This is a genomic window from Prosthecobacter sp., from assembly GCF_044226605.1.
GTDB lineage: Bacteria > Verrucomicrobiota > Verrucomicrobiia > Verrucomicrobiales > Verrucomicrobiaceae > Prosthecobacter.
Genome location: NZ_JBGAGS010000018.1, coordinates 19,000 through 41,672, shown reverse-complemented (window position 1 = coordinate 41,672; position 22,673 = coordinate 19,000). Strand labels below are relative to the sequence as shown.

Sequence of the window (22,673 nt, the reverse complement as noted above, 5' to 3'; positions counted from 1 at the left end):
ATGTGGTTTAAAGTAATATTCGTTTCATTTGATTTCATTTCACCGGCTCGCCTTTGCAGGTGTACTGCACCTCAAAGCGTGCGTCTCCGGCCACGTCGAAGCCCTGGAGGATCTCCATGTCCGGCAGTCCGGCCTGCACGTTGCTGATCATGCTGAGGTTTGCCTGCCTGACGTAGCCGTTCTGCTTGTCCACAAAGAGCACGCCTTCGGTGTCCTCCCGCAGGCTGGCGGAGAACTGGGGTTCGGTGTATTCCAGCGTGCTGTGCACGGTGCGCCCGTCCACCTTGCCTTTGTAGGACACTTCGATCTCGCGGGCTTCAAAGACGACGCCTTCCTCGTCGCGTGAGGGCACTTTGACATCTCCCACGTAGTGGAGGACGACGCTTCCTCGGAAGCTTCCCTTCAGGTCCGGATGCAGGAACGTATTGAAGAAACTCGCCGGGACGATCCAGGTGTCTCCAGGCTTGCGCTCCTTGGAGTCGAAGATCTGGCTGGAGAGGGCGAAGGTCTCCCGCTGCAGGACGCCTTTCACGATGCTGGTGGGCTCCTGATAGGCGGCCATGCGTCCCTTGAGCCAGTCAAAGGCCTTGTCAGCGCCTTCAGCGGCTTTCTTCTCGGCATAAACGGCCAGGTCGCCGCCTTCATTGTAAATCTGCCGTGCATCCAGCTCATCTCCAGACCTGGCGGAGGCGCGGATCATGAACATGCGGCGGTTGAAGGCCTCGTTAAGCTGCATCGCCAGGTTGGCCAGGTCTGCGAGCGCCTTGGTGGAGTCGGAGAATTGCAGCAGCGAGGAGTCCGGGGAGATCTCGATGCCGCCGTCCGTGCGTTTCTGTATGCCATGCTTTTTGAGCTGCTCGCTGGCGAGGTCGTCCGCCTTGCTGCCGACCCAGACGCCGGCGGCGCCCACCACCTTGGCAGTGGTGAAGGAAGGGTCCTGCACCACAAGGGTGGAAGCCGCGCCAAACAAGCTGCCCATGAAGGTGGTGATGAGGCTGCCACGAGTTTTGTCGTCCACGATCATGCCGAGCACATCGTCCACGAAGGTGGGTTCTCCCACGGGCTTGCGGAAGATCGCGCGCGTCACGTCCGTCCTCGGGTAGTACCGGGAGATCATGATCTCACCGTTTTGATTTCGCAGAACGCCGCTCTCGGCGAGGGATTTCCCGCGCGCCTCCAGGTTCATTTCTCCGAGGTATTCCTCGGCACCGGAGATCAGGGACTGCCACCAGTGGACCTTGGCCTTTTCGCGAATCCGCACACGGGCCCCCAGTGTGAAGTCACCGCGGTGCTGGTAGGTCCAGCCTTCGTTCCAGGATGTTTTCCACCAGTCCCCGGCTGGAGCAGCGGGCACGGGAGCTATCTGCTTTTCGAAGCGGTTATCTTCCCCGGCCCGCAGACCTGACACTGCGGTGCCGAAAGTGAGCAGTAGCCCTGCGAACAGCGTGGGGCGCCATGGGCGGACACGCTGATGAGATGGCCGCTGTGGCTGTGGCTGAAAAAGCTCTTGGGAGATGGCGGATGGGTTTCGATGGGTGGTCATAGTCGGATGGGGTGAAGCGTTTGCGGATGATTGATTTTGATTTTTGAGATGGGGGTAGAGTGGAGATCAGGACTTGAACCAGCCCCGCCACTGGTGATCGCAGACGCGGCATTTGTAGATGGAGGAGCAGGTCATCTTGGCACCGATGAAGAGCAGGCCGAGAGCACCGGCGATGGGGTGGCCGCCGGTGAGATTGCGGGCGGTGTGATTGGCGCCGATGCCGTCTCCGGGCAGGCCGGAGTTCCAGTGCAGGCGGTTCGAACTGCCGGAACAGCGTGGGCAGGCGGGGCAGTTGCTCTGATTGTCGGACATTTTGCTCATGGCGGTGATGGGGTTTGAGGAGGTGATGATTTTTGGGGGGTTATAGGGGAACTCGAAAAAGCGGGACGAAGGTTGGAAAAAAGTTGAGGTTTTTTTGGGCGGTGGGACTGGGATGCTTTTTTGGGGGGCTTATTGGGGAACTCGCCAATGCCGGATGAAGGTTGGAAAAAAGTTGAGATATTTTTTGCGGGGCAGGCTGGGTAAGGGGCGAGGCGGATGTTTCAATCTGGGTTCAATCCGGCGCAGACATGCTTCTATGTAGTAGGATAGGGTATTAAATGGTATTAGAGACCGCCATGGATAGGGTGGATATGTGAGGGAGGACCGCGGAGCCAAGGTAGAAGGCTTCGTGCATGGTATTTGAGGTGCTGCCGGTAGCAGGCTCGGCGCGGCTTCTTCACCGGAGGGGAATCCGCTGCAGTGGAAAGGTGCCCCAAGACCTATGTGACGTTTGAAGCGGGACCAAGGGCGGAGAGCTGTGCATGGCGTTATGCAAGGCGCTTGCAAAGAAGTGCCCGCAGGTCCGCACCGGAGGTCAAAGAAAGGTCACTTTTTGTTTTCCGAAATCATGTCAGGACCCGGAGTTGCGGATGAGGACGATTTTTGAGCCGGCGGCCGGAGGTCCAAAACGCAGCGGAACGTGTAGCGCGTGCTGTAGACACCTTCTGGCACCGAGGACTTCTTTGTTTCCTTGGCGGTGCTGGCAGTAAAGGTGGTCTTGGCAGGAGGCTTTGGCACCACCAGTGCTCTGATGAATGCTGACAGGGGATTGCGATCGGTCTCCAGCGACGACGTCCGAAACACGATGGCCTGCCCGCCGGGCTCGAAAACACCCGAACGCAACCAGCGGTAGGTGTGCAGGCTGCCTGCGGCAAAGCCTTGAGCGTTGCCAGGGGCCGCGGTTATAACCTCACTGTTCTCACACCACTCAAAGTCATCGAGATCGATGGGTTCGATGCCGAGCCGGTTGGGCTTGGTGGAATCATCGTAGTCCTCCCAGGGGATATAAATGGTTTTGGCGTCTCCGTAAATGGGCCCTCCGGGCGCGACAGCCTGCTCCCACTCCTGAGAGGTCTGCAGGCGGTAGTTCAGGCCCTCGCGCAGGGAGAGCCAATCGACGAAAGCTTTCGCCTCCTTGCAGCTGATGTGGCGCACGGGGTCGGTCTTCGAATTGGCATTGCTGTACGTCAGCCAGCTGCGGTCCCAGAAGGTGCTCTGCTCATCAACGAACTTGTGGTATGCCCGGGCCTCCGTTGGCCGCACGGCGATGAGAACCTGCGTGCCAGGCAGGGGCACAAAGCTCATGCCGAGGGAATTGACAAAGGGGCGGTCTGCCTTGGCGCGGGAGGGGGAGACGGGCAGGAACGCCCACCCCATCCATGCCAGCGCCACAATGCCAACGCCCACCTGCCGCAGACGCAGCGAAACACGGGTGAACAAGAACACGCGCACCGCGGCAGCCAGGAAGAGCGCATGAGTAAGGCCGATGTTCCACGCCACCACGGCGATGGCTGCCGCCCAGGTGAAGCACTGAACCCAGTTTATCTGAGGGCTGAGCCTTTCGATGGAGAGACTGCCTTTCAATCGATGCCACAGACTGAGCTTGGGCTGCGGCCGCGTTTGGGGTTGCGTTTGGGGTTGCGTTTGAGGCCTGGGTTTCGGCTGTGGTGGGGGCGCCGAGACTGGTACGGGTGGAGCAGTGGCGGTGGGAGCAGCAGTGGGGATGGGGGCAGCGGCAGCGGTGGGAGCAGCAGCCGGGATGGGCGGGGGCTGGGCTTTGGGCGCGGGCGATGCTGTCCGACCTGGCAGGGAAGGGTGTTGCATCTGGAAGAGACTGCGCTCCAGCGCTCCTTCCATGGCCTTCATATCATCAAAGCGGTCTTTGGGCTGCAGCTGGCAGGCCTTTTTGACATCCGCCATCACATCGGGTGGAACCTTGGCGGCAAATTCCTCCTCCGCTCCGGGATCAAAGACACGCACCCGCGACTGCCCGGTGAAGAGCCACCACAACGTCATGCCCAGGGAGTAAATGTCGCTTTGGTGGGTGACACCGGTGCCAAAAGCCTGCTCCGGGGATTGAAAGTCCTGCGTACCCAGCCGGGTGAAGCCGGCAAGTCCATCACTCATGCACGCGATGCCGAAGTCCATGAGCTTGATCTTTTCCTCCGCCAGAACCATGATGTTGTCAGGTTTGACATCGCGGTGGATGACGCCTCTGGAATGCACAAAGGCGAGCACGCGGCAGAGGCTGATGACCACGCGAAGCTTTTGCTCGGCGGAGAGATCCGGGGCTGATTCATGAAGCGTGCGGCCCGCCACCAGCTCCATGCTGTAGTAGGGCACGCCACCGACTTCATCGTAGTCGTAAATACGCACGATGCGCTCGTCCGTGAGGGCCAGGAGGTTGTGGGCCTCTTTGCGGAATCGCTCCAAATCTTCCTCGGAACGGAGTCGAAGTCCGGGGAGCTTGATGGCCACTTTGATGTTGAGCTTGATGTGGCGGCCGCTGTAAACGGCGGCCATGCCGCCTCGGCCGAGGTAGGTGATCTGGTCATACTTTCCCTCCAGCATGGCGGCGACTACCTCCACTGCAGGCGCGTGCCATTCCGCACGGACGCCTTCCGCGCGTATGCGCGCACGGCAGAAAATTTCATCGATGACGTCGGGATCGCAATGGAAGGTGGGATCTTCTTCTCCCGGAGTGGCAGGAAGGCTCATCTCCCTTCACCTCCATGCTTTTCGGCACTGGTGCTGCTATGCCTTACTTTGCTTTTTCCTCTGTGAATGACGCGCAGGTTGCCGAGATAATCAAGCTCTTCGGATGCCTCCTCCAGGGAGCCAACGGTCTCACGGACGACCTCGAGGAGCTGGTCAGAAAAGTGTCCGCGCATGCGGTGTACGTATTGCTTCATGGTCTCCTCATTCCAGCCCTGGCGGGCGGCAATGAGGTGGTGGGGCTCCGTGCTCAGATTCAGCAGGATCGGCCTGAGAATATCCAGTATGGGGCTGAGGTTGCGTTCTGCGCACCAGGTGGCAAGGCGCTGCATGGAAAGGTCCAGCACAGTCAGGAGCCACTGCTCGTCGAAGGCCTTGTCCGCGGAGTAGGTGTCCGCAAGTTTGTTCTCCACCTTCTGGGCGTCCACGTGCTCGCCGTGGCGCTTTTTTGCACGCTGAAAGCGCACCCAGGTCACGTAAAGGCGGTGGAGCTGCGTCTTCAGCCACACACGGAAGGGCTTGCCCTCAATCTTTTTTACACGGCCGAACGGCCGGTGCTTGCTCACAAGCTGAACAAAGTAGGTCTGGCTGAGGTCGCGTGCATCTGCCTCATCAACCAGCTCTCTGAAATACGCCAGGATGCAGTGTTCATACAGTTTGCAGTATTTCCCCAGCGCCTCAAACGCCTCCGGGCTGCCGTCATTGGTGACTTGGGAGAGGAGTGTCCAACTAGTTTTAGGAACATGAAGCATGGCAGAGATGCCGAGCTTAGGTGGCCGCCCGACGAAGCAAGCGAAAAGCAATGTGAATAAATCGGTTGATTGGAAGCCCGCTGAATAGGGTTGAGATCTATTGGATGCCGAGCAGCCAATGTCGGCTGCTGATCTGCCCGAGGTTTTCCAGCAGCGCATAGCCTTTGGACCAGAGATCACGTCACCCAAAACACCGCAGGGCAGGGGAAGCTCAAGCTTGGCAGCGAGGTCGAGGCGTCAGCCAACGGTTGAAGATTGGCCTGTAACCTTTCTCAGGTGGTCCGGATGTAGCGCATAAATCCACCACTCCGCGCACCGCTTTTCACCCGCCACTTGTTAATTTTTTCCCGGCCATGTCGACTTTCTGGCATCCCATTTTTCACACCTTTCTTGCACACCTTTACTTCGACAAGGTCACGGTCGTCGGCGCGGGCCATGTCCCTGCAAGTGGTCCGCTGCTGCTCCTTGGTCTGCACCGAAATGGAGCCGTGGACGGTTTCGTCTACCACTCGATCGTCCGGCGGATCGAGTTCATGATCTCAGTGCAACTGCGCAAAAGCCTTGTCGGGAGGGTCTTTTTTAACGGCTTGGAGGTGGCCCGGGAGAGGGACCTGAGCGATGCGGCGGAATCGAAAGCAGTTAACACGCGCGGACTCGCCCAATGCGTTGAGCATCTCAGGAAGAATGGCTGTTTGTGCGTGTTCCCGGAGGGCACGAGTTCGCTCGGCCCGCGTCATTTGCCGTTCAAAAGCGGGGCGGCCCACCTCGCACTCGAAATCCTCGAAAGTTCGGACGGCTCACTTCCCATCGTTCCCGTTGGCATTCACTACGAAGCACCGGGAGAGTTTCGGTCGCGGGTGGAGGTGGTCTTCGGTCCGCCAGTTTCCACAGAGATGCCCGCGGAATGGAGCCGTGCCGTGAAGCTGCGGGAGTTGAAGAGACGCTTCGAATCCGCACTTGAGCAGGTGGGCGTCAATGTCGTTTCGGATGAATATCAGTCCACCATCCAGCCCCTGGCATACATTGCCACGCTGGGCACCCGGCGCAGTTATTTCAAATCACTCAAGCAGCTTGAGCACGCCATTCCCACGCCGTTGGAAACGGGGTGGAGGCAGTTGTCTGCGGACTTCGTACGGCCCGGTCTGCTGTTTCATCAAGGCGTCCCCCTCTGTCCGATCTTTCCGCTGTTCGTGATGTTCATCGTGCTGGTGCTCATCGGTCCCATCACTCTCGCGGGTTGGCTGCTGAACGCGCCGCCCTTGCTCGCGGGCGCATGGGCGGGTCAGCGCTTCGCCGACGGGCCGAACGTCGTCTCCCTCTGGCGCCTCCTCGTGGGCGCGCCTGTCTTCGTGGCATGGGTGGCCTTGCTGACGGTGGTGCTGATCCTTTCGGGGCACCCGGCATGGCTGGCCTGCTACGCGCTCATCACCTTGGCCACCCTCAAGCTCACACGACTGACGCGCAAGGTCATCATCGAGATAAACAACGGCCTGCGGCATCGCGACTTGCGCGGCCGTGCGCTCCACTTCCACCAGCAACTTTTAAGCACGCTGCCCGATGAAACGATTTGAGCACTGGCCGCTGCTGCCGCATGAAATCGCATTCGGTGTGTTCTTCGGGATCACGCTGGCAAGGCTGGTGCCGCAGCTCGGCCTGTTTTCACCTCCGGTGCTGGTGTACACGGGACTGATCGCAGCAGCCTTGCCTGCACGCTCCTTGCCATGGGGCTGACTGCCACGGTCTTCACGACTGCCAACGCCCAGCCCGTTAATTCGGTGATCTCCACCGGGGCCAGTATCGGTCTCCAGCGCGTGGGGCCCATCGACCCTCAAAACGGTTTCCCACAGTGGTACCAAGACAAGACAGGTCTGGCTCTCGAAATGCTGACGCCCAAAAGCGCGACTGAACTGGCCGCCGGCTACAACGTCATCCTCCCCAACGCGGTTGGCGCCCCAGGCGCTGTCTTCCCTGAAGTTTTCCCAACCAATTGGTTCGTGGAACATTTCTACTTCCTGGCCCGCAATATCATGAACGTCCCCGTTGCAGCAGGTGCCGGTGCCCAGACTGGCCGCTGCACGATTTCCCTGGCGCATGAAGGCAGTTTCAGCAAAGGTGTCACAGCTGTCGGCGATCAGATCGCCTTCACCCGCATCCGCATCGACTGGCGCGGAGTGCCGTATGATGGCGACTACATCGTCGAGACTCCGTACAGCACCACCACCTTCACCACGCTTCGCGCTGGCGACCGTATCTTCAACACAGAAGACGTCGGCCTGTCCGCAGCTCCGGCGGGATTTCAGCTTTCGCTCGGCAGCAAAGTCGGCCCCTACCTCTTGGCCTCCGCAACGCCCGGTGGTGCAGAGCTGCCTCCGGTCACCTTTGAAGGCCGCAGCTATCTGGCAGACCCAGTCGCTCTGACCAAGGTCACCGGCAGCCCCCTGGGTGCCAGCCGCAACGCCTGCCGTATCTGGTATGTTGGACCTCCTGTGAACAATATCCCTCCTGCTCCGGTGCTCCTCAGCGAATCTACAGACTTCAACCTCTTTGGCCGCGTCAAGACCGGTGCTATGCCCAGTTCAACACAGATCACTCGCTCAACACAGATCACTCGCGCTTCTCGCACCTTCGTATCAGCCGCACCGGCGGATCGTCGCGTCGACGTCTGCGCTATAGCGCCGAGCACGCTCGCCAACCGTTTGCCCGGTGCCCCCGTCTCCACCTTGAGCGCACCTACACTGAATGTCTACATGGCACCTCCGGTCAATACGAACGGGGTCCTGAGCGCTCCGGCTGTCACCCCGGCCGTGATGAACAAGAGTGGCACCCAGTTCTCCTATCAGAGTGCGCAGTATGCCACACGAGCAGCCATGCCGACAGCCATCACGGTGACCGACGGAACTGGCGGTGTCTTCACCCTTCCTGTGGTAGATAACATCGTTCTCGCATCCTGCGTTTACAACTATACGACGAAGGTGCTGACCGTTAATGCAAACTCCACCGACAACGGTGCAATTCTCACCATCAACACCGTAGACGGTCCGCTGACGACAACCAAGTCGGGCAACATCTACACCACTGGAGTGCTCCCCTTCGCTCCATGCGATGTGATCGTGACTTCCAACCAGGGTGGCGTCAATACCATGGAAACCGCCACCACCAAAAAGTAACCCCAAAAAAACCTTAAACCGTGCGCGGGGGGGCTGCTCCCCCCCCCGCGCCCATTTTCAGGATCTCATTTTATTCATCCGCATGACTCACCGACTTTCCGCCTCGCTTCTGGCCGTTGTCACTGTCGGGACATTGCACGCGCAGGAGACGGAAACGCCATCGCCGTCGTTTGAGCCCAAGCCGCTGGCAGGCTACCAGGCACTTTGGACGCGCTCCCTCTTCACCACGCATGAGGTTAAACCCGTGGTGCCCACGGTCGAAAACTCCGACTGGGCGGCCAATCTACAGCTCTCTGGCTGGTCAGAGGTCGATGGACAGATGCTCATTTACCTATATCGCACCGACACGACGGAGACCTTCACGGTAAAACAAAACGAGCCCTCCGAGGCCCGGGTGATGCAGGTCGTGGAAATGGAGAATGCCGAATCCATACAAGACGCCCGCGTCCGTGTGCATCTAAACGGGCAGGAGGCTTGGATAGCCCAGCAGAAGGAGTCTGAGGCATCTCCGTCTCCGCCTCCTCCTACCCCACAGCAGCCTGCTCAGCAGGCCGTGGCAGGCGTGCAGGTGCCCACCTCTGTTGACTCTCGTGCCGCTCTACTGCGACCGGGGGTAGTCTTGGATGCCGGAGCCACCTTTGAAAACAGCCTGGCAAAACCCGGCACCCCGTCATCAGCCATGCCCGCCTTCGGTGATCAAACCCGAAATGCCACCGACGAAAGCCGCTCTAACGCAGCCGTGCTGCTGCGGTTGCGGGAGCGCCACGAGCACCTCTACCGCATGTTTCCCCGGCAGGACGGACCATGACCGTGATGGCGCGCGCACCATGAGGCAAACCGGGCTGAGGTAACCCATTAAGTTAATAGCCTGAGTCGACACCGCATCGTTTTATCATTCAAACCACAATGAGTACAGAAGTTCAAAACGAAAACAGCCTGCAGGTCCTTGTAGCGCAGGGTGCCTGCTATCCTGTTGCATGGCTGGCCTGGCATCATCTTCTGCCAAAAAAGCCCAGTCGGCTGTCTTCCCTGTTATCAGGTAAGCAAAATGGTTCGCCGCCTGCGCCTGAACCTGATGAAATGACGGACACGTCTGCCGTAGGTTAAAGGTTGGAGAGGTGGGGGCACACTTGAGTGTGGGGATGCAAAAGGGATGTGGAATACGGCTCAGGGAAGGGGACTCTTTTTCCCCATGCGCTGCGACTCCAAGCTCTCCAGCGCTCAGCTAATCATAGCTGCCTTCGAATTCGGAATCGCCTTGAAAGTTCATGGCTTGAGCCAGCCCCTGGCCACTGTTCCGCTTGGCACCTTCTCAGTTTTGTCTCGTGAGCTGCCAGCCAGCCAACTTTGAGTCTCAAGGGGCAGCGTTAAGCCTGAGTCTGCCTAACATCGTATGCCACGGCTTGCGCTAAATCCACGAGTGGAACAAATTGGCAGAGTTTCTGAAACAAGTTTTCAAATAGATGTGTGGAGCTCACCTAAGCCAAGGTGTCAAAGCTCTCGTTTTTTTGATCACCGCCCCCTCCACCTCGCGCTGGCGCATCTGTCGTTCGTCCCAGTGGAGCACCAAGGGCCAGTGTTAGTTTTCAACAGCTCGAACTCGGAAATTGCTCCCCATCAAAGATAACTCCCTTTCGGGAGTCGTAGCACTTAGAATGAAGGTGGTGGGCAGGGCTGGATTCGAACCAGCGTAGGCGTAAGCCAGCAGATTTACAGTCTGCCCCCTTTGACCGCTCGGGTACCTACCCATTCTCCTTTCGAAGTGGGCCGCGATTATGGAGTCGGCCTAACGCTTTGCAAACGCTTTGTTCCTTCTATTTAAATTCTTCCGCTTCAAACCTCAGCGGCGGCGCTTGCCGCGGCGGCTGTACGTGGGCTGGACGATGGGGTTTTGGGCATGCAGAACTTTGAAGCCGCCGGTCTCGATGACCTTCTCCGTTTGCGCAAAGGTTTCGGCCAGGAGGTTTTCATACGGAAGCTGGCGGTTGGCCACCAGCCAGAGCTGCCCTCCAGGGCGCAGGGACTGGGCGGCAGCGGCGATGAATTTGAGGCCGATGAGGGGATCCGCCTCCTTGCCCTCATGAAACGGGGGATTCATGATCACGGCGTCAAATTTGGTGCGCTCAAAGCCGGTGGTGATGTCCTGCCAGTGCGGCTGCGCCTTCACCCGCGTGGGGACGAGGCCGAGATTTCGCCGGGCGCACTCAAAGCAGTCGGCGTCGGCATCGTAGATGTCGAGACTGTCAATGTCGTGGCAGTGCCGCAGCAGGTGATCGCTCAGGAAGCCCCAGCCGCAGCCGAAGTCGGCCACGTTTCCGGCGATGGTCGCTGGCAGATGCTGCGCGAGCAGGGCGGAGCCTTCATCGATGCGGTCCCAGTTGAAGAGTCCGGGGCGCGACCAGAAACGCCCTTCCAAAATGCGGCGCATGGCGGCCCCTTGGCGCCAGCGTTCGAGAATGTCGGCCTTCCACGGTTTGCCGTCTTCCTTGGTGGCCCAGAAGACACGGCTGTGGTGCTTGGAAAGGGAGTCGATGTGTCCGGAGACTTCACGCAGGTACTGCTCGCAGCGCTTGGCGCCGGCGTCATTGTGCACGGCTGCCATGAGAATGCCTTCCGGCGCGAGGTGGTCATGCCCCCGGGCGAGATCGGCCACCATTAGGTCGCGCTGCGGATCTGGCAGCACGAGTACCAGATTGAAAAGCCCGTTGACCTCGCGCTCCACGCGGTGTCCGGCGGCCTGAAGCAGATTGGCCCGCGGCTTCCAGGTCTGCTGGCAGACGAGGCGGCCCTCAAAGTGCTGCAGGGCAGGGTGCTCCTGCGCTCGCAGAAAGAGCACCCTCCCGTCCGTGTTGATTTCAGGATTGACGTCCAGGGCGTAGATGAGTGCGTCGATGGGGTAGGACATTAAGGGGCAAAAAAACGGTGAAGGTGTGTCGTGTCAAAGCGCCCACCGCAGCAGATGCGGCGCGGCATAGGTGGAGAAGGCGAGCATCATCAGTCCAATTCCCGCCGCCACGAGGCCGACGATGAGGACTTCGAGCACTTTGACGGTAAGCAGGGACATGCGTGAGACGCCCACGGCTTCAAGCGTGGAAAACTCACGCTGTCGCAGGCGGAAGGAGAGCGCAAAGACGAGCGCTGTCACAAACAGCGCGGCGGTCGCGGTGAGCAGCAGCGCGCTGGCGGCGAAGCCCTCCAGGCGCACCAGCTGCGTGAGCAGCGCCTCCATCTCATCGCGCGGGCGGATGAGCTGCTGCTCCTTGGACCGTGCAAACTGGCCCGCCAGCAGGGCTTCGGCTTTCGCATCCTTCGGCAGCAGGATCACGGCGCTGATGGGGTAGGTCGAGACGTCGCCATGAAAGTGGAAGGAGGCGATGTTCGCATCCGTGACTTCATTAAACATGCGCACGGCGGCATTGCCCACGATGTTGCCCTCCTCTTTTTTCAGCACCACGGCCTGATCTTTTTGCAGATCGTCATGGCCATGGGAGCGGCCTTCGATCAGCCACGCCGTTTTGAGATCCACAAAGAGCGCCTCGTCATCCGGCGTGCCGTTGGCGGTGAGGATGCCGGTGACGCGCATCTTCAGCGGATACACCCCTGCCATGTCAAAGGCCTGCTCGGGAGAGGAGAAAACATGGCCGCCCGGCTGCAGTCCGCGCCGTCTGGCCAGCGTGGCTCCCACCACGCAGTCGCCCAGGCGGCTGAGCTGTTTGCCCGACGCGAGGTGCAGCCCGCGAAAGGGAAAATACTCCAGCTCCGTGCCCACGATCGGCGCGCCCTGCGCCTGGTAGCGCACGTGCAGCGGTATGGCCGTCGCACCCAGATTGTGCCGCTGCTCCGTCAGAGCGCGCATGGGCAGAGGCAGGAGGTTCTCACGCTTGAAGTACAGCGCCGTCATCATGAGGTCGAGCGCGCTGCCTCGCGTGCCGATGATCTGTGGCGTGGAGGCGGCCCGGGCGCGCAGCTCCTGCTGCGCATGCTGGATCAGCACCCGCAGGCAAAGCGGCAGCGCAAAGACGAGGCCCAGCGCCCCGGCCAGCAGCGCACTCTGAATGCGATGCCGCAGCACATAGCGCGCCGCGAGGTGAAAAGCCGCTCTCATGATGTGGTGGCCAGGTCCTCCATGCGCAGGGTTTGATCAAAGAGCGGCAGCAGGCTGGGATCATGCGTCACCATCACCAGGCAGGCACCGCGCTGCCGCGTATCCTCCAGCAGCATGTCCACCACGATGCGCCCGCGTGCGGGGTCGAGCGAGGCGGTGGGTTCATCGGCAAAGACAAACTGCGGCGCATGCACCAGCGCACGCGCCACGGCCACGCGCTGGCGCTCGCCCTGCGAGAGCTGCGAGACACGCTTGTCGAGATAGCGGTCGATGTGCAGGCGCTGGGTGAGATCGAGCATCTTCGTGCGGGCAGGAGTGCCCACATCACCCCGGAACTGATGCGGGAGCAGGATGTTCTCAGCGACGGTGAGATAGTCGAGCAGGGCGAAATCCTGAAACACCAGGCCGATATGCTGCAGACGGAAGGCGCGTCGTGCCTCCGCGGCCATGCTGTGCAGCTGTGCCGTGCCCAGGCTCACTGTGCCGGACCCAGGAGTCAGCAGGCCCGTCAGCAGACGCAGCAGTGTGGACTTGCCCGCTCCGCTGGGCCCCGCCAGCGCCAGCGACTTGCCCGGGGCCAGCTCCAGCTGCGGCAGATGCACGCGAAAACCCTCTGCCGAGGAATAGGCAAAGCGGAGGTCGGAGACTTGAAGGCCGGTGGTTGCTGGCATGCTGGGGCACTCTTAAAGCAGCAATCCTGCGACACAAGCGGTGCAATAGCAGGACAGAAGCCCGCCCAGCATGGACTTCATGCCGAGCTGCGCCAGCTCCGCCCGCCGCTCCGGCACCAGCGCACCGATGCCGCCGATCTGGATGGCGATGCTACCGAAATTGGCAAAGCCGCAGAGCGCGTAGGTGATCACTTCCACCGTGCGCGGCGAGAGCGTGCCACCCTGCTGGCTGAGGTGCAGGTAGGCGATGAATTCATTCAGCACCACGCGCTCACCTAGCAGCGCGCCCACCTGGCCGCATTCGCTCCACGGCACACCCATCAGCCACGCACAGGGCGCATTGAGCCAGCCGAGCGCCAGCTGCAAAGGCTGCGGGATGTTTTGGCCAAACGCGCGCAGACCGAGCGAGAGCATGTAATTGAACAGCGCCACCACCGCCACAAAGGCGATGAGCATGGCGATCACGTTGATGGCCAGCTTCATGCCATCGCTCGCGCCCAGGCAGAGGGCATCGATGCCATTCGCGGTCTCACGTTCGATGGGCTTGTTCGCCCCATGCGCGGTTTCGCTCTCTTCGGTTTCGGGGATCAGGATTTTCGACATCATCAGCGCCGCCGGAGCGCTGATCACGGAGGCCGTGAGCAGATGCCCCGCGGAAATGCCGAACGACACATACGCCGCCAGCACCCCACCTGCGATGGTAGCCATGCCGCCGACCATCAGGCAGAGCAGTTCGCTGCGCGTCATGCGCAGGAGGTAGGGCTTGATGACCAGCGGAGCCTCCGTCTGTCCCATGAAGATATTCGCCGCGGCGGCCAGCGTTTCGCTGCCGCTGGTGCGCATGACGCGCCGCATCACCCAGGCAGTGGCCTTCACAACCATTTGCAGAATTCCATAGTGATACAGCAGCGATGACAGCGCCGAGACCAAAATGATGCTGCCCGTGATCGTCAGTGCGAGGATGAAGCCGCTGCCCGGGCCAAAGGCCCCGGAGAGTTTTGCAGGCGTCCCCAGCGGCCCAAAGACCAGCGCTATGCCTTCATCGCCAAAACTCAGCAGACGGCGGAAGACCCTGTCCAGCAGCGCAAACGCATCATGCCCCCACTTCGTGCGGAGAATCAGTGCGCCGAAGGCCAGTTGCAGCCCCAGCCCTGTTAGCACCACGCGCCACGGAAACAGCCGGCGCTTTTCAGAAAGCGCCCAGGCCAGCGCCACAAACACCAGCAGACCGAGAAGACAGATGAGACGGGACATGAGGAGAAAGTGACGGGTTTAAGCGATGAAGTTTTGCATGCAATCTGGAATGTGCACGGCAGGCAGGGCGAGCAGGAAAGCAGCCCAGAGGAGCTCAAAAGGGCGATTCATCTCTCTGCCGTGTCCCGGCGGCTCCGTTTTCCCCTTCGTTATCACCTTGAATCTCGTCGCGTCCTGAGGCATGGACACGGCCCTACTTACAACCATGTCCGAAGCCCGCAAGACCCTCGAAGAACGCGCTCAGATGTCTGACATCGACCGCCTGCGCCACTCCTGTGCCCACGTGATGGCCACCGCCATCCTGCGCCTGTGGCCCAACGCCCAGTTTGCCTACGGGCCTCCGGTGGAAAACGGCTTCTACTACGACTTCGACCTCCCAGACCACCGCATCACGCCGGATGACTTCGAGAAGATCGAGGCGGAGATGAAGAAGATCTCGAAGGAGAACCAGAAATTTGAATGGAAGGGCGTCACCCGTGACGAAGCCATCGCGATGGCCAAGTCCGGCCGCCTCGGCGGTCTGACGGAGCGCCCGGGAAATCCCAGCGTGTTCAAACTCGACCTGCTGGAAAAGATTCCTGAAGGCGAGCAGATCTCCACCTTCCAGAACGGCGACTTCATCGACCTCTGCGCCGGCCCGCACGTGGGCTACAGCGGCAAGTGCAAAAACGTCAAGATCATGTCCGTCGCCAGCGCCTTCTACATGGGCGATGAGACGAAGCCGCAGCTTCAGCGCCTCTACGGCACCGCCTTCCCAACCAGCGAAGAACTCGCCAAGCACCTCGAGCAGCTCGAAGAGGCGAAGAAGCGCGACCACCGCAAAGTGGGCAAAGAATTGAAGCTCTTCCACATCGACGAAGACGTGGGGCAGGGCCTCATTCTCTGGACGCCGAACGGCGCCATCCTGCGCCAGGAGCTGCAAAATTTCATCAGCGAAGAGCTGCGCAAGCAGGGCTACAGCCAGGTCTTCACGCCGCACATCGGCAAGACCGTTCTCTACAAAACCAGCGGCCACTTCCCTTACTACAAGGAAAGCCAGTTTGCGCCCGTTATTGAAAACGACGATCTCGCCAAGGTGATCAAGGAAGGCTGCGGCTGCTGCGAGGTCATGGAGCGCCTCGGTGCCGTCTCCTCCCGCCTGCGTCAGCAGCTCAATGAGCGTGCCGGCAAGGAAGTGGTGCCCGAGGACCGCGTGATGCCGGACGACCAGCTTCTCGACGGCTTCCTGCTGAAGCCGATGAACTGCCCGCATCACATCAAAATCTACGACAGCCAGCCGCGCAGCTACAGGGACCTGCCCGTGCGCTTCACGCAGGATGACGCGCACCTCTTCTGCACCGAGGAGCAGGTGGCCAAGGAAGTGCTCGGCTGCCTCAGCCTCGTGAAGATCGTGCTCAACACCCTCGGCATGCACGACTACCGCGTGCGCGTGGGCCTGCGCGATCCCGACAGCAGCAAATTCACCGGCGACTCCGCCAAGTGGGACGCCGCCGAAGAAGCCTGCCGCACCGCCGCCGCCACTCTCGGCGTGCCTTTCACCGAAGAGCCGGGCGAAGCCGCCTTCTACGGCCCGAAGATCGACTTCGTCATCAAGGATGTCATCGGACGCGAATGGCAGCTCGGCACCGTCCAGGTGGACTACGTGCTGCCCGTGCGCTTTGACCTCACCTACAACGGCGCGGACAACAAGCCGCACCGCCCGGTCATGATCCACCGCGCGCCCTTCGGCAGCATGGAGCGTTTCTGCGGCGTGCTCATCGAGCACTTCGCGGGTCATTTCCCCACGTGGCTCGCCCCCGAGCAGGTGCGCATCCTCACCATCAGCGAGAAGGTGGACGCCTTCGCCGACGAGGTGTACGCCAAGCTCAAGGACGCCGGCCTGCGCGTGACCCTCAACAACGACGCCGACAAAATCGGCGCCAAGATCCGCCTCGCCCAGCTCGACCGCATCCCCTACATGCTCGTCCTCGGCGAGAAGGAAGCCGCTGCCCAAAGCGTCGCCGTCCGCCACAGCAAGAAGGGTGATCTTGGCGTGAAGGCCATCGATGACTTCATCGCGGAGGTCACGAGTGAGGTGAAGGAGCGGAGGCTGTAAGGCTCCAATCTTTCGCCCATGCGTTTCCATAGCTTAAGTTCCCCAGGTCAGGATTTCGGTTCATTCTCGGCCCCGAATTCGCTGCTTGGGGGACGGCCATGGATTCGGTCCCAAATGTCATTTGCTCGAGGGGAGTGCTGGATCGCTCCTCCGACACAGAGTCTTATAAATCGAGCTGTAAGGCTCCGCGGTTCGATGGAAGAATGGCGCTCGATTCCAGGGAGTCATCTGATCAAATCACCTGATCGTTGTTTTGAGGTGGGAGGAGATCCTGACGGGCACCATTACTTTATCTCAAGTGATTCGGGTGAGTTCCATGTTTGGTGGCATGATCCAGATGAGATCACGCGCCTGGATCTGAGGCCGTTTGCCATGGAAGAACTCATCGAGTGGAGCATACGAAATGATCCCGCCAATCCCCGCGACAGGCACTGGAGCACCTTTGTGGAAGTGGGTGCCTCGAAAACTTTGGATGTTCCAAATGGCCTTGGCACAACCATAAGTATCCCATCAACGAGATCGATTTTTTTTGGACACCCACTGGAATACCCATTCGCTCGGATTCGCGAGCGTATGGCTGTGTTTGGTGATTTCGAAGAACAATTTGAGTCAGATCAGGTGCTGGCATTGCTCCAGCCTCATCGGGGTCTTTTGGTCGAAATGACGCACCGGCTTAGAGGTCGTCGATGCCAGATTCACTTGGAGGCCAATGAAGCCTTGATCTCCGACACCACCTTCGTGGAACACGCCCGCAAGCTTGATGCCTGGATGAAGACCGAAGGATTCTGCGATGTTGACGACCCGTCGGTGTCGATGTCCGATGGATAAGTCAATGAGACCGACAGGTTAAGTTCAGGATTTCGAGTGGATGTAAAGCATGCGGAGCGCAACCTCCCCCCTCACTTCTCCTTCTTCTCCTCAAACCTCTTCATGTCCATCAGCTCAAACTTGTTCATCTTGTCAAAGGTCGGCGCATAGATGTGCCAAAGCTCTTCGCTGGTGCCGGCGATGGACACCACGGCGATGTCCGCTTCATTGCCCCAGAACAGGGAGTAAAGAATGTGGTTCGGGCCTTCCTCGATCTCCAGGCACATGCGACTGAAGATTCCCTGATCCTTCTCCTCGCAGGTACTCACCACCCGCACGGCGGCGTTGTCCTTCTTGGATTTGATGAAATCCAGAATGAACTCCTTCGCCGTTTTGCCAGTTGCTTTCTGAATGCCCACAAATGCTTGGATGCGCACTCCTGTGACATACGGGCCTTTCTCGCTGTCCTCGACCGAGAGCGTCCACATGTAGGTGGATTTGCGGTGGCCTTCCTGGTAGTGCCAGTCTTTGGGTTTCTGGATCTTGCCGCCCAGCGGTTCCAGCACCTGCGTGACAAACTCGGTGGGAGCTTTCGGGCGTTTGTCAGCGGGCGGCGTCCACCCCGGCTGGTCAGGCCAGACCTTTGCCAGAAAACCTTCCGGGATCCTGACGCCCTCCTTGGAATCCTTCACCGCATCCTTCCATTCTTGCGGAATGGGCGGGCCGTCGCCGTCCTCGGCTTTCGCCGCCGGATTGCCTCCGGCGATCTTGCCACAGATGGCAAAGGCAAACGGTCCGCCATAGACATCGATCGCCGGCAGCGCCTCCAGTTTCTTCTGCAGCTCAGCGAGTTTAGGAGCCTTCGCTGCGGAGGGAATCAACCAGATCTTCGATTGCTTCCCGGGCTTCACCGCCACCACTACCACCAGACGTGAGGCCTCCGTTTCTTTGGCCAGGAAATTTTGGCACTCAGATTCGATCTTTTTGAAGTAGTCCCCGAGCGCATTCACCGAAGGCACCCGCTGCTTCAGGACGTCATCAGGCTGATACAGCACCAGGTTCTCCGTCTCAAAACCCTCAGCCGCAAAGCCTTGAGAGTATAACAAGCAGCCAAAGATTAAAACTGTAAGCAAGAGCCGGATCATCCCGCCATTTTCAGCTTAAATCCGAAGCCATGGCAAGCCACGAATAACACACCAGTCACCCACAAAGCCCACACCCCACCCGTCTTGACCTCCTTGACCGTTGACCTCCTTGACCCTCCCCGCGTCCCCACCACCGCCACACACTTTCCATTGTGTTTCAGCACAACGGTGTTTTTTTGCCATGCCTTGGCAACCAACCACCTGCTGGCACCGATGTAGAGTCATGAAGATGATCTATCGCCGAATCAGCTTTCTGTGCGCCTTGATGACAGGCGTGCTTGGAACGCTCACGCTGATCGGCTGGGTTTCGGGTTTGGAGACGCTGGCCAGCATTCGCGAGACCTACATTCCCATGGCGCCGAGCACGGCGCTGGCCTTCACGCTGCTGGGCATGGTGATGCTCCTGCGCGAGAATCCGAAATTTCGCCGCCCAATTGCCGAACTGCTGCTGCTCGTGGTGGCGATCGTGGCCGGAGGAAAACTGTTTGAGTTCTTCAGCGGTGTCAGCCTCGGGCTGGAGGAGATGCTGGTGGCGGATCCCGCCATGTTTGGCCGGGTGCGCACGGGCAGGATGTCCCCCATCACAGCGCTGAATTTCCTGCTCATCTGCATCGCCATACTTGCGCTGCTGAAGGTGCGGCTGCGCTTCTGGGCCGGCCCGGCGGCAGCCGTGGTGCTGGCCATCAGCGGCGTGGTGGTGCTGGGGTATCTGCATGGCACGCCGCTGCTCTATGGCGGCACCATCATCCCGGTGGCGCTGCCCACAGCCGCCGCCTTCATCCTGCTGGGCAGCAGCATCATCGCGGCCATCGGCGCCGAGTGCTGGCCGCTGCGCAGCTGGCAGGGAGAAAGCACCCGCGCCATGCTGCTGCGCTGGTTCCTGCCTGCCGTGGTGCTGGTGGCGCTGGCGGAGGGGCTGCTGCGCACGCACTTCCTCACCGGCTGGACGCTGAACCCCGCACTCTCTTCTGCGCTCTCCACGCTCCTGTACATCCTCATCGTCACCGCCGTGATCTCCCAGGTGGCACGCATGGTGGGCCGCCGTATCGACAAAGCCGAAAGCGAACGCAATGCCGCGCAGGCCGCCCTGGAAACTCTCAACCGTGAACTGGAGCGTCGCATCGCCCAGCGCACGCTGGAGCTGAGCACCAAGAACCAGCAGATGGAGGAGGAGCTGAAAATGGCGCGCGAGCTCCAGCTGGCGCTGCTGCCAGACCGTTTTCCCAGCGTGCCACGCTCCGCCTCCGCAGGCGAGAGCGCGCTGAAATTCTTCACCCTCTACCAGCCTGCCGGTGCGGTCAGCGGCGACTTCTTCAGCGTCTTTCCCGTCTCGGAAACCGGTGTCGGCATTTTCATCTGCGATGTCATGGGCCACGGCGTGCGCGCCGCGCTCGTCACCAGCATGATGCGCGCGCTGCTGGAGCAGCACAGCGGCACCGACCCCGATCCCGGCCGCCTGCTCTCGCAGATCAATCAGGGCCTGCACTCCATCTTAAAACAAGCAGGCACCACGATGTATGCCACGGGCGTGATGATCATCGCAGATGCCGCCAAGGGCGAATTTCAATACGCCATTGCCGGCCATCCGTCACCGCTGCACTTGCGCCGTCACGAAGGAAAGACAGTGACCCTTGAGGCAAACGGCAGGGCAGGGGCATTGGGGCTTTTTGCCGATGCCACCTTCGCCACCTCTCGCTCCAGCATGGCCGCTGGAGACCTCATCATGCTCTTCACCGACGGCCTGTTTGAAGTCGAAGACGCCGAGGGCGATCTCTACTCCCAGGAGGATCTGGTCAAGGCCGTGGACCAGCGCCTGCATTTCCCCACAAGCGACCTCTTCCAGTCCGTGCTCGCAGAAGTCCAGGCCTTCTCGCAGCGCAGCGATTTCGATGACGATGTCTGCATCATTGGCATCGAAGTGACTGCCGTTCTCGGCGCTGTAAAGCAGGGCAAAGAAACCGGTCAGACCGCAAAAGAGTTGCCCTCGGACGTTCAGGCGGTGGCCATGTAATGAGTCTCTGCAGCGCTCAACGTCCTTGAGCAGCGGCCGCGGCAGTCTGGATCACCGGCTTGATGTAACCCTCGATCTTGTAGCTCTGCCGGGTCTCCTTGCCGTTGGCTGTGAGGATTCCTTCAAACTCCACCGACAGCCACCCAAACAGCCGCTCACCAGCCTTGAAGCCATCCTTTTTCAAACGCAGCGTCTTCCGCGTGATGTTCCACTGAATTGTGCCTGCAAACGGTGCCACGGAGATGAACTCGAAGTCGCAGGTGAACTGTTTCTTTTCATCAATCTTCACCGTCACCCCGCTCGTATAGGCGGGCAGGCCCCCGTAGATCGACAGCTCCACTCCGCCTCCGCTCATCAGCGTCGCATCACAGGAGTTCATCACGTGTTCCCCCTGATGATTGGAAACGCAGTTCGACGTGTGCTCGATCTTCCGGACGGCTTTCCGACTGGGGTGTCCGCCATTCATCGTGTCCTCCAAATGGCCATCGTCATGCTTAACAATGTACCAAGGATAGGACGCCTGCTTCGATCTTAAAAAATCGGAATCAAGCGAGGCGTCAATGACGACGGTCGCTTTTACGGAATCGATACACCCCAGCTCTTGCGGTGGCGCTTTGCCAGCGGTCGGGACTTTGGTTTGCCCCGCCACCTCAGCCACCATGCAGAAACAGACCAAGAGACAACACAGGATCCATGATGCTGCTCGTCCGTTTCTCACAGGGGTTGGTCGGTTGGTGGAGTCTTATTCCCCGGGCAGCTTTTCCGTCGGCCACGTCTCCAGCCACGGCAGGCCATAGGCGTTCAGGTCCGCCATGAAAGGATCCGGATTGAGCTGCTCCACATTCCACACGCCAGGCTGGCGGTATTCAGCAGGATTGGTCAGAAGCTGGCGCGCGGCGATCATGGCGGGCACACCGGTGGTGTAGCTCACGCCCTGGCTGTTCGTTTCCTTGTAGCACTCCTGATGGTCGCAGATGTTGTACACGTAGTAGCGCAGCGGCTTGCCGTTTTTGTCGAGTCCCTCGATCCAGTTGCCGATGCAGGTCTTGCCCTTGGTGTCGGGGCCGAGGGTGCCAGGCTCAGGCAGCAGCGTCTTGAGGAATTCGATCGGGATGATGTCTACACCCTTGTGCTTCACCGGGTGGATGCCCGTCATGCCCACGTTCACCAGCACTTCCATATGCTTGATGTAGGCATCGCCGAAGGTCATCCAGAAACGCGCGCGGCCAATATCAAAATGCTTCGTCAGCGACTCCAGCTCCTCGTGGTAGAGGCAGTAGATGTTCTTCGGCCCGATGCCGTCAGGGAAGGGGAAGCTGCGCTTGATTTCAAGCGGCTTGGTCTCCACCCACTTGCCATCCTGCCAGTAGCGGCCATTCGCGGTCACTTCACGCAGGTTGATCTCAGGGTTGAAATTGGTGGCAAAGGCTTTGCCGTGATCGCCCGCGTTGCAGTCCAGGATGTCCAGCGTGTCGATCTTCGAGAAGTGGTGCTTCATCGCGTAGGCGGTGTACACATTCGTCACGCCCGGATCAAAGCCGCAGCCCAGCAGCGCGGTCAGTCCTGCTTTCTTGAACTTGTCCTGATAGGCCCACTGCCAGTGGTATTCAAACTTCGCCACATCGCGCGGTTCGTAGTTGGCCGTGTCGATGTAGTGCACCCCGGCCTCAAGGCAGGCATCCATGATCGTGAGGTCCTGATACGGCAGCGCCACATTGATCACCACCTCCGGCTTGAAGCTCTTCAGCAGCGTCACCAGTTCCGGCACATTGTCCGCATCCACCGCTGCCGTCTGAATCGGGCGCTTCAGTTCCGCAGCGATGCCATCGCACTTCGACTTCGTGCGGCTGGCCAGCATGATCTCACCGAACACGTCGGGAAGCTGGGCACATTTATGAACAACAACGCGGCCAACGCCGCCGGCTCCGATGATGAGGACTCTGTGGGACATGATTGGGGAAAGGGAAAATGGAACAACTGCCGCCAAAACGGGCGGGAGGTCGAGTGTAGCAGGCATGGGGGGAATGCAAGCGACGGAAATGAATGAGAATGGCAGATGAACAAGGAGCGGGACTTGCCAAGTCCCG

Annotated in this window: 18 protein-coding genes and 1 tRNA gene; 7 read left to right on the top strand and 12 right to left on the bottom strand. The window is 60.0% G+C overall.

Annotated features, from left to right (window positions below; translation table 11 throughout):
• Positions 1-34: 34 nt before the first annotated feature.
• The 4 genes from ACILSO_RS23180 to ACILSO_RS23165 form a co-directional block, all read right to left on the bottom strand.
• Complete coding sequence (locus ACILSO_RS23180; protein ID WP_395739849.1) at positions 35-1,354, bottom strand: hypothetical protein; 1,320 nt, start codon at positions 1,352-1,354, stop codon at positions 35-37.
• Positions 1,355-1,609: 255 nt separating this feature from the next.
• A complete protein-coding gene (locus tag ACILSO_RS23175) occupies positions 1,610-1,864 on the bottom strand; it encodes a hypothetical protein (RefSeq protein ID WP_395739848.1) in 255 nt (84 codons plus the stop codon).
• Positions 1,865-2,410: 546 nt separating this feature from the next.
• On the bottom strand, positions 2,411-4,582 hold the full coding sequence (locus ACILSO_RS23170; RefSeq protein ID WP_395739847.1) for a protein kinase domain-containing protein: 2,172 nt from the start codon (positions 4,580-4,582) through the stop codon (positions 2,411-2,413).
• On the bottom strand, positions 4,579-5,331 hold the full coding sequence (locus tag ACILSO_RS23165) for an RNA polymerase sigma factor (RefSeq protein ID WP_395739846.1): 753 nt from the start codon (positions 5,329-5,331) through the stop codon (positions 4,579-4,581). Before ACILSO_RS23165 ends, ACILSO_RS23170 begins: the two co-directional genes overlap by 4 nt.
• Positions 5,332-5,684: 353 nt before the next feature.
• On the opposite strand from ACILSO_RS23165, the gene ACILSO_RS23160 reads away from it, so the two are divergent.
• The 4 genes from ACILSO_RS23160 to ACILSO_RS23145 all read left to right on the top strand — a co-directional run bounded on the left by ACILSO_RS23160 (position 5,685) and on the right by ACILSO_RS23145 (position 9,306).
• Positions 5,685-6,902 carry a 1-acyl-sn-glycerol-3-phosphate acyltransferase gene (locus ACILSO_RS23160; RefSeq protein ID WP_395739845.1) on the top strand — a complete coding sequence of 406 codons (1,218 nt, stop codon included), beginning with the start codon at positions 5,685-5,687 and terminating at the stop codon, positions 6,900-6,902.
• Positions 6,889-7,062, top strand: a complete 174-nt coding sequence (locus ACILSO_RS23155; RefSeq protein WP_395739844.1) for a hypothetical protein — start codon at positions 6,889-6,891, stop codon at positions 7,060-7,062. Before ACILSO_RS23160 ends, ACILSO_RS23155 begins: the two co-directional genes overlap by 14 nt.
• Positions 7,053-8,498 carry a hypothetical protein gene (locus ACILSO_RS23150; RefSeq protein ID WP_395739843.1) on the top strand — a complete coding sequence of 482 codons (1,446 nt, stop codon included), beginning with the start codon at positions 7,053-7,055 and terminating at the stop codon, positions 8,496-8,498. The genes ACILSO_RS23155 and ACILSO_RS23150 overlap by 10 nt, the downstream gene beginning before the upstream one ends.
• 82 nt (positions 8,499-8,580) lie before the next feature.
• On the top strand, positions 8,581-9,306 hold the full coding sequence (locus ACILSO_RS23145; RefSeq protein WP_395739842.1) for a hypothetical protein: 726 nt from the start codon (positions 8,581-8,583) through the stop codon (positions 9,304-9,306).
• 854 nt (positions 9,307-10,160) lie between these two features.
• Here ACILSO_RS23145 and ACILSO_RS23140 read toward each other — a convergent pair.
• From ACILSO_RS23140 to ACILSO_RS23120, 5 genes are all read right to left on the bottom strand, one after another.
• A tRNA-Tyr gene (locus ACILSO_RS23140) sits at positions 10,161-10,246 on the bottom strand.
• Between the two features lie 92 nt (positions 10,247-10,338).
• On the bottom strand, positions 10,339-11,403 hold the full coding sequence (locus tag ACILSO_RS23135; protein ID WP_395739841.1) for a class I SAM-dependent methyltransferase: 1,065 nt from the start codon (positions 11,401-11,403) through the stop codon (positions 10,339-10,341).
• Between the two features lie 33 nt (positions 11,404-11,436).
• Positions 11,437-12,603, bottom strand: coding sequence for an FtsX-like permease family protein (locus ACILSO_RS23130; RefSeq protein ID WP_395739840.1), 1,167 nt, complete (start codon positions 12,601-12,603; stop codon positions 11,437-11,439).
• Positions 12,600-13,274 (bottom strand): ATP-binding cassette domain-containing protein, encoded by a 675-nt coding sequence (locus ACILSO_RS23125; protein WP_395739839.1) that lies wholly within the window; start codon positions 13,272-13,274, stop codon positions 12,600-12,602. Before ACILSO_RS23125 ends, ACILSO_RS23130 begins: the two co-directional genes overlap by 4 nt.
• A 12-nt stretch (positions 13,275-13,286) precedes the next feature.
• Entirely contained in the window at positions 13,287-14,528 is a 1,242-nt protein-coding gene (locus tag ACILSO_RS23120) for a NupC/NupG family nucleoside CNT transporter (RefSeq protein ID WP_395739838.1), read from the bottom strand.
• A gap of 205 nt (positions 14,529-14,733) precedes the next feature.
• On the opposite strand from ACILSO_RS23120, the gene ACILSO_RS23115 reads away from it, so the two are divergent.
• Both ACILSO_RS23115 and ACILSO_RS23110 read left to right on the top strand, forming a co-directional pair.
• Positions 14,734-16,623: a threonine--tRNA ligase gene (locus ACILSO_RS23115; protein WP_395739837.1), complete on the top strand. Its 1,890-nt coding sequence runs from the start codon at positions 14,734-14,736 to the stop codon at positions 16,621-16,623.
• 195 nt (positions 16,624-16,818) lie between these two features.
• Positions 16,819-17,451, top strand: coding sequence for a hypothetical protein (locus tag ACILSO_RS23110; protein WP_395739836.1), 633 nt, complete (start codon positions 16,819-16,821; stop codon positions 17,449-17,451).
• 71 nt (positions 17,452-17,522) lie between these two features.
• Here the strand turns inward: ACILSO_RS23110 and ACILSO_RS23105 are convergent, their stop codons facing one another.
• Positions 17,523-18,536, bottom strand: coding sequence for a hypothetical protein (locus ACILSO_RS23105; protein WP_395739835.1), 1,014 nt, complete (start codon positions 18,534-18,536; stop codon positions 17,523-17,525).
• A gap of 268 nt (positions 18,537-18,804) precedes the next feature.
• Here ACILSO_RS23105 and ACILSO_RS23100 point away from each other — a divergent pair, with 268 nt between their 5' ends.
• Positions 18,805-20,586, top strand: a complete 1,782-nt coding sequence (locus tag ACILSO_RS23100) for a PP2C family protein-serine/threonine phosphatase (protein ID WP_395739834.1) — start codon at positions 18,805-18,807, stop codon at positions 20,584-20,586.
• Between the two features lie 16 nt (positions 20,587-20,602).
• Here ACILSO_RS23100 and ACILSO_RS23095 read toward each other — a convergent pair whose 3' ends face one another.
• Complete coding sequence (locus ACILSO_RS23095) at positions 20,603-21,247, bottom strand: hypothetical protein (protein ID WP_395739833.1); 645 nt, start codon at positions 21,245-21,247, stop codon at positions 20,603-20,605.
• 81 nt (positions 21,248-21,328) lie between these two features.
• Positions 21,329-22,537, bottom strand: coding sequence for a saccharopine dehydrogenase family protein (locus tag ACILSO_RS23090; protein WP_395739832.1), 1,209 nt, complete (start codon positions 22,535-22,537; stop codon positions 21,329-21,331).
• Positions 22,538-22,673: the final 136 nt, after the last annotated feature.

What these genes read in the sequence shown, in the direction of transcription:
- ACILSO_RS23175 (WP_395739848.1), bottom strand. Translation starts at nt 1,864, where the DNA reads ATGAGCAAAATGTCCGACAATCAGAGCAACTGCCCCGCCTGCCCACGC.
- ACILSO_RS23170 (WP_395739847.1), bottom strand. Translation starts at nt 4,582, where the DNA reads ATGAGCCTTCCTGCCACTCCGGGAGAAGAAGATCCCACCTTCCATTGC.
- ACILSO_RS23165 (WP_395739846.1), bottom strand. Translation starts at nt 5,331, where the DNA reads ATGCTTCATGTTCCTAAAACTAGTTGGACACTCCTCTCCCAAGTCACC.
- ACILSO_RS23160 (WP_395739845.1), top strand. Translation starts at nt 5,685, where the DNA reads ATGTCGACTTTCTGGCATCCCATTTTTCACACCTTTCTTGCACACCTT.
- ACILSO_RS23155 (WP_395739844.1), top strand. Translation starts at nt 6,889, where the DNA reads ATGAAACGATTTGAGCACTGGCCGCTGCTGCCGCATGAAATCGCATTC.
- ACILSO_RS23150 (WP_395739843.1), top strand. Translation starts at nt 7,053, where the DNA reads ATGGGGCTGACTGCCACGGTCTTCACGACTGCCAACGCCCAGCCCGTT.
- ACILSO_RS23145 (WP_395739842.1), top strand. Translation starts at nt 8,581, where the DNA reads ATGACTCACCGACTTTCCGCCTCGCTTCTGGCCGTTGTCACTGTCGGG.
- ACILSO_RS23135 (WP_395739841.1), bottom strand. Translation starts at nt 11,403, where the DNA reads ATGTCCTACCCCATCGACGCACTCATCTACGCCCTGGACGTCAATCCT.
- ACILSO_RS23130 (WP_395739840.1), bottom strand. Translation starts at nt 12,603, where the DNA reads ATGAGAGCGGCTTTTCACCTCGCGGCGCGCTATGTGCTGCGGCATCGC.
- ACILSO_RS23125 (WP_395739839.1), bottom strand. Translation starts at nt 13,274, where the DNA reads ATGCCAGCAACCACCGGCCTTCAAGTCTCCGACCTCCGCTTTGCCTAT.
- ACILSO_RS23120 (WP_395739838.1), bottom strand. Translation starts at nt 14,528, where the DNA reads ATGTCCCGTCTCATCTGTCTTCTCGGTCTGCTGGTGTTTGTGGCGCTG.
- ACILSO_RS23115 (WP_395739837.1), top strand. Translation starts at nt 14,734, where the DNA reads ATGTCCGAAGCCCGCAAGACCCTCGAAGAACGCGCTCAGATGTCTGAC.
- ACILSO_RS23110 (WP_395739836.1), top strand. Translation starts at nt 16,819, where the DNA reads ATGGAAGAATGGCGCTCGATTCCAGGGAGTCATCTGATCAAATCACCT.
- ACILSO_RS23100 (WP_395739834.1), top strand. Translation starts at nt 18,805, where the DNA reads ATGATCTATCGCCGAATCAGCTTTCTGTGCGCCTTGATGACAGGCGTG.
- ACILSO_RS23095 (WP_395739833.1), bottom strand. Translation starts at nt 21,247, where the DNA reads ATGGTGGCTGAGGTGGCGGGGCAAACCAAAGTCCCGACCGCTGGCAAA.
- ACILSO_RS23090 (WP_395739832.1), bottom strand. Translation starts at nt 22,537, where the DNA reads ATGTCCCACAGAGTCCTCATCATCGGAGCCGGCGGCGTTGGCCGCGTT.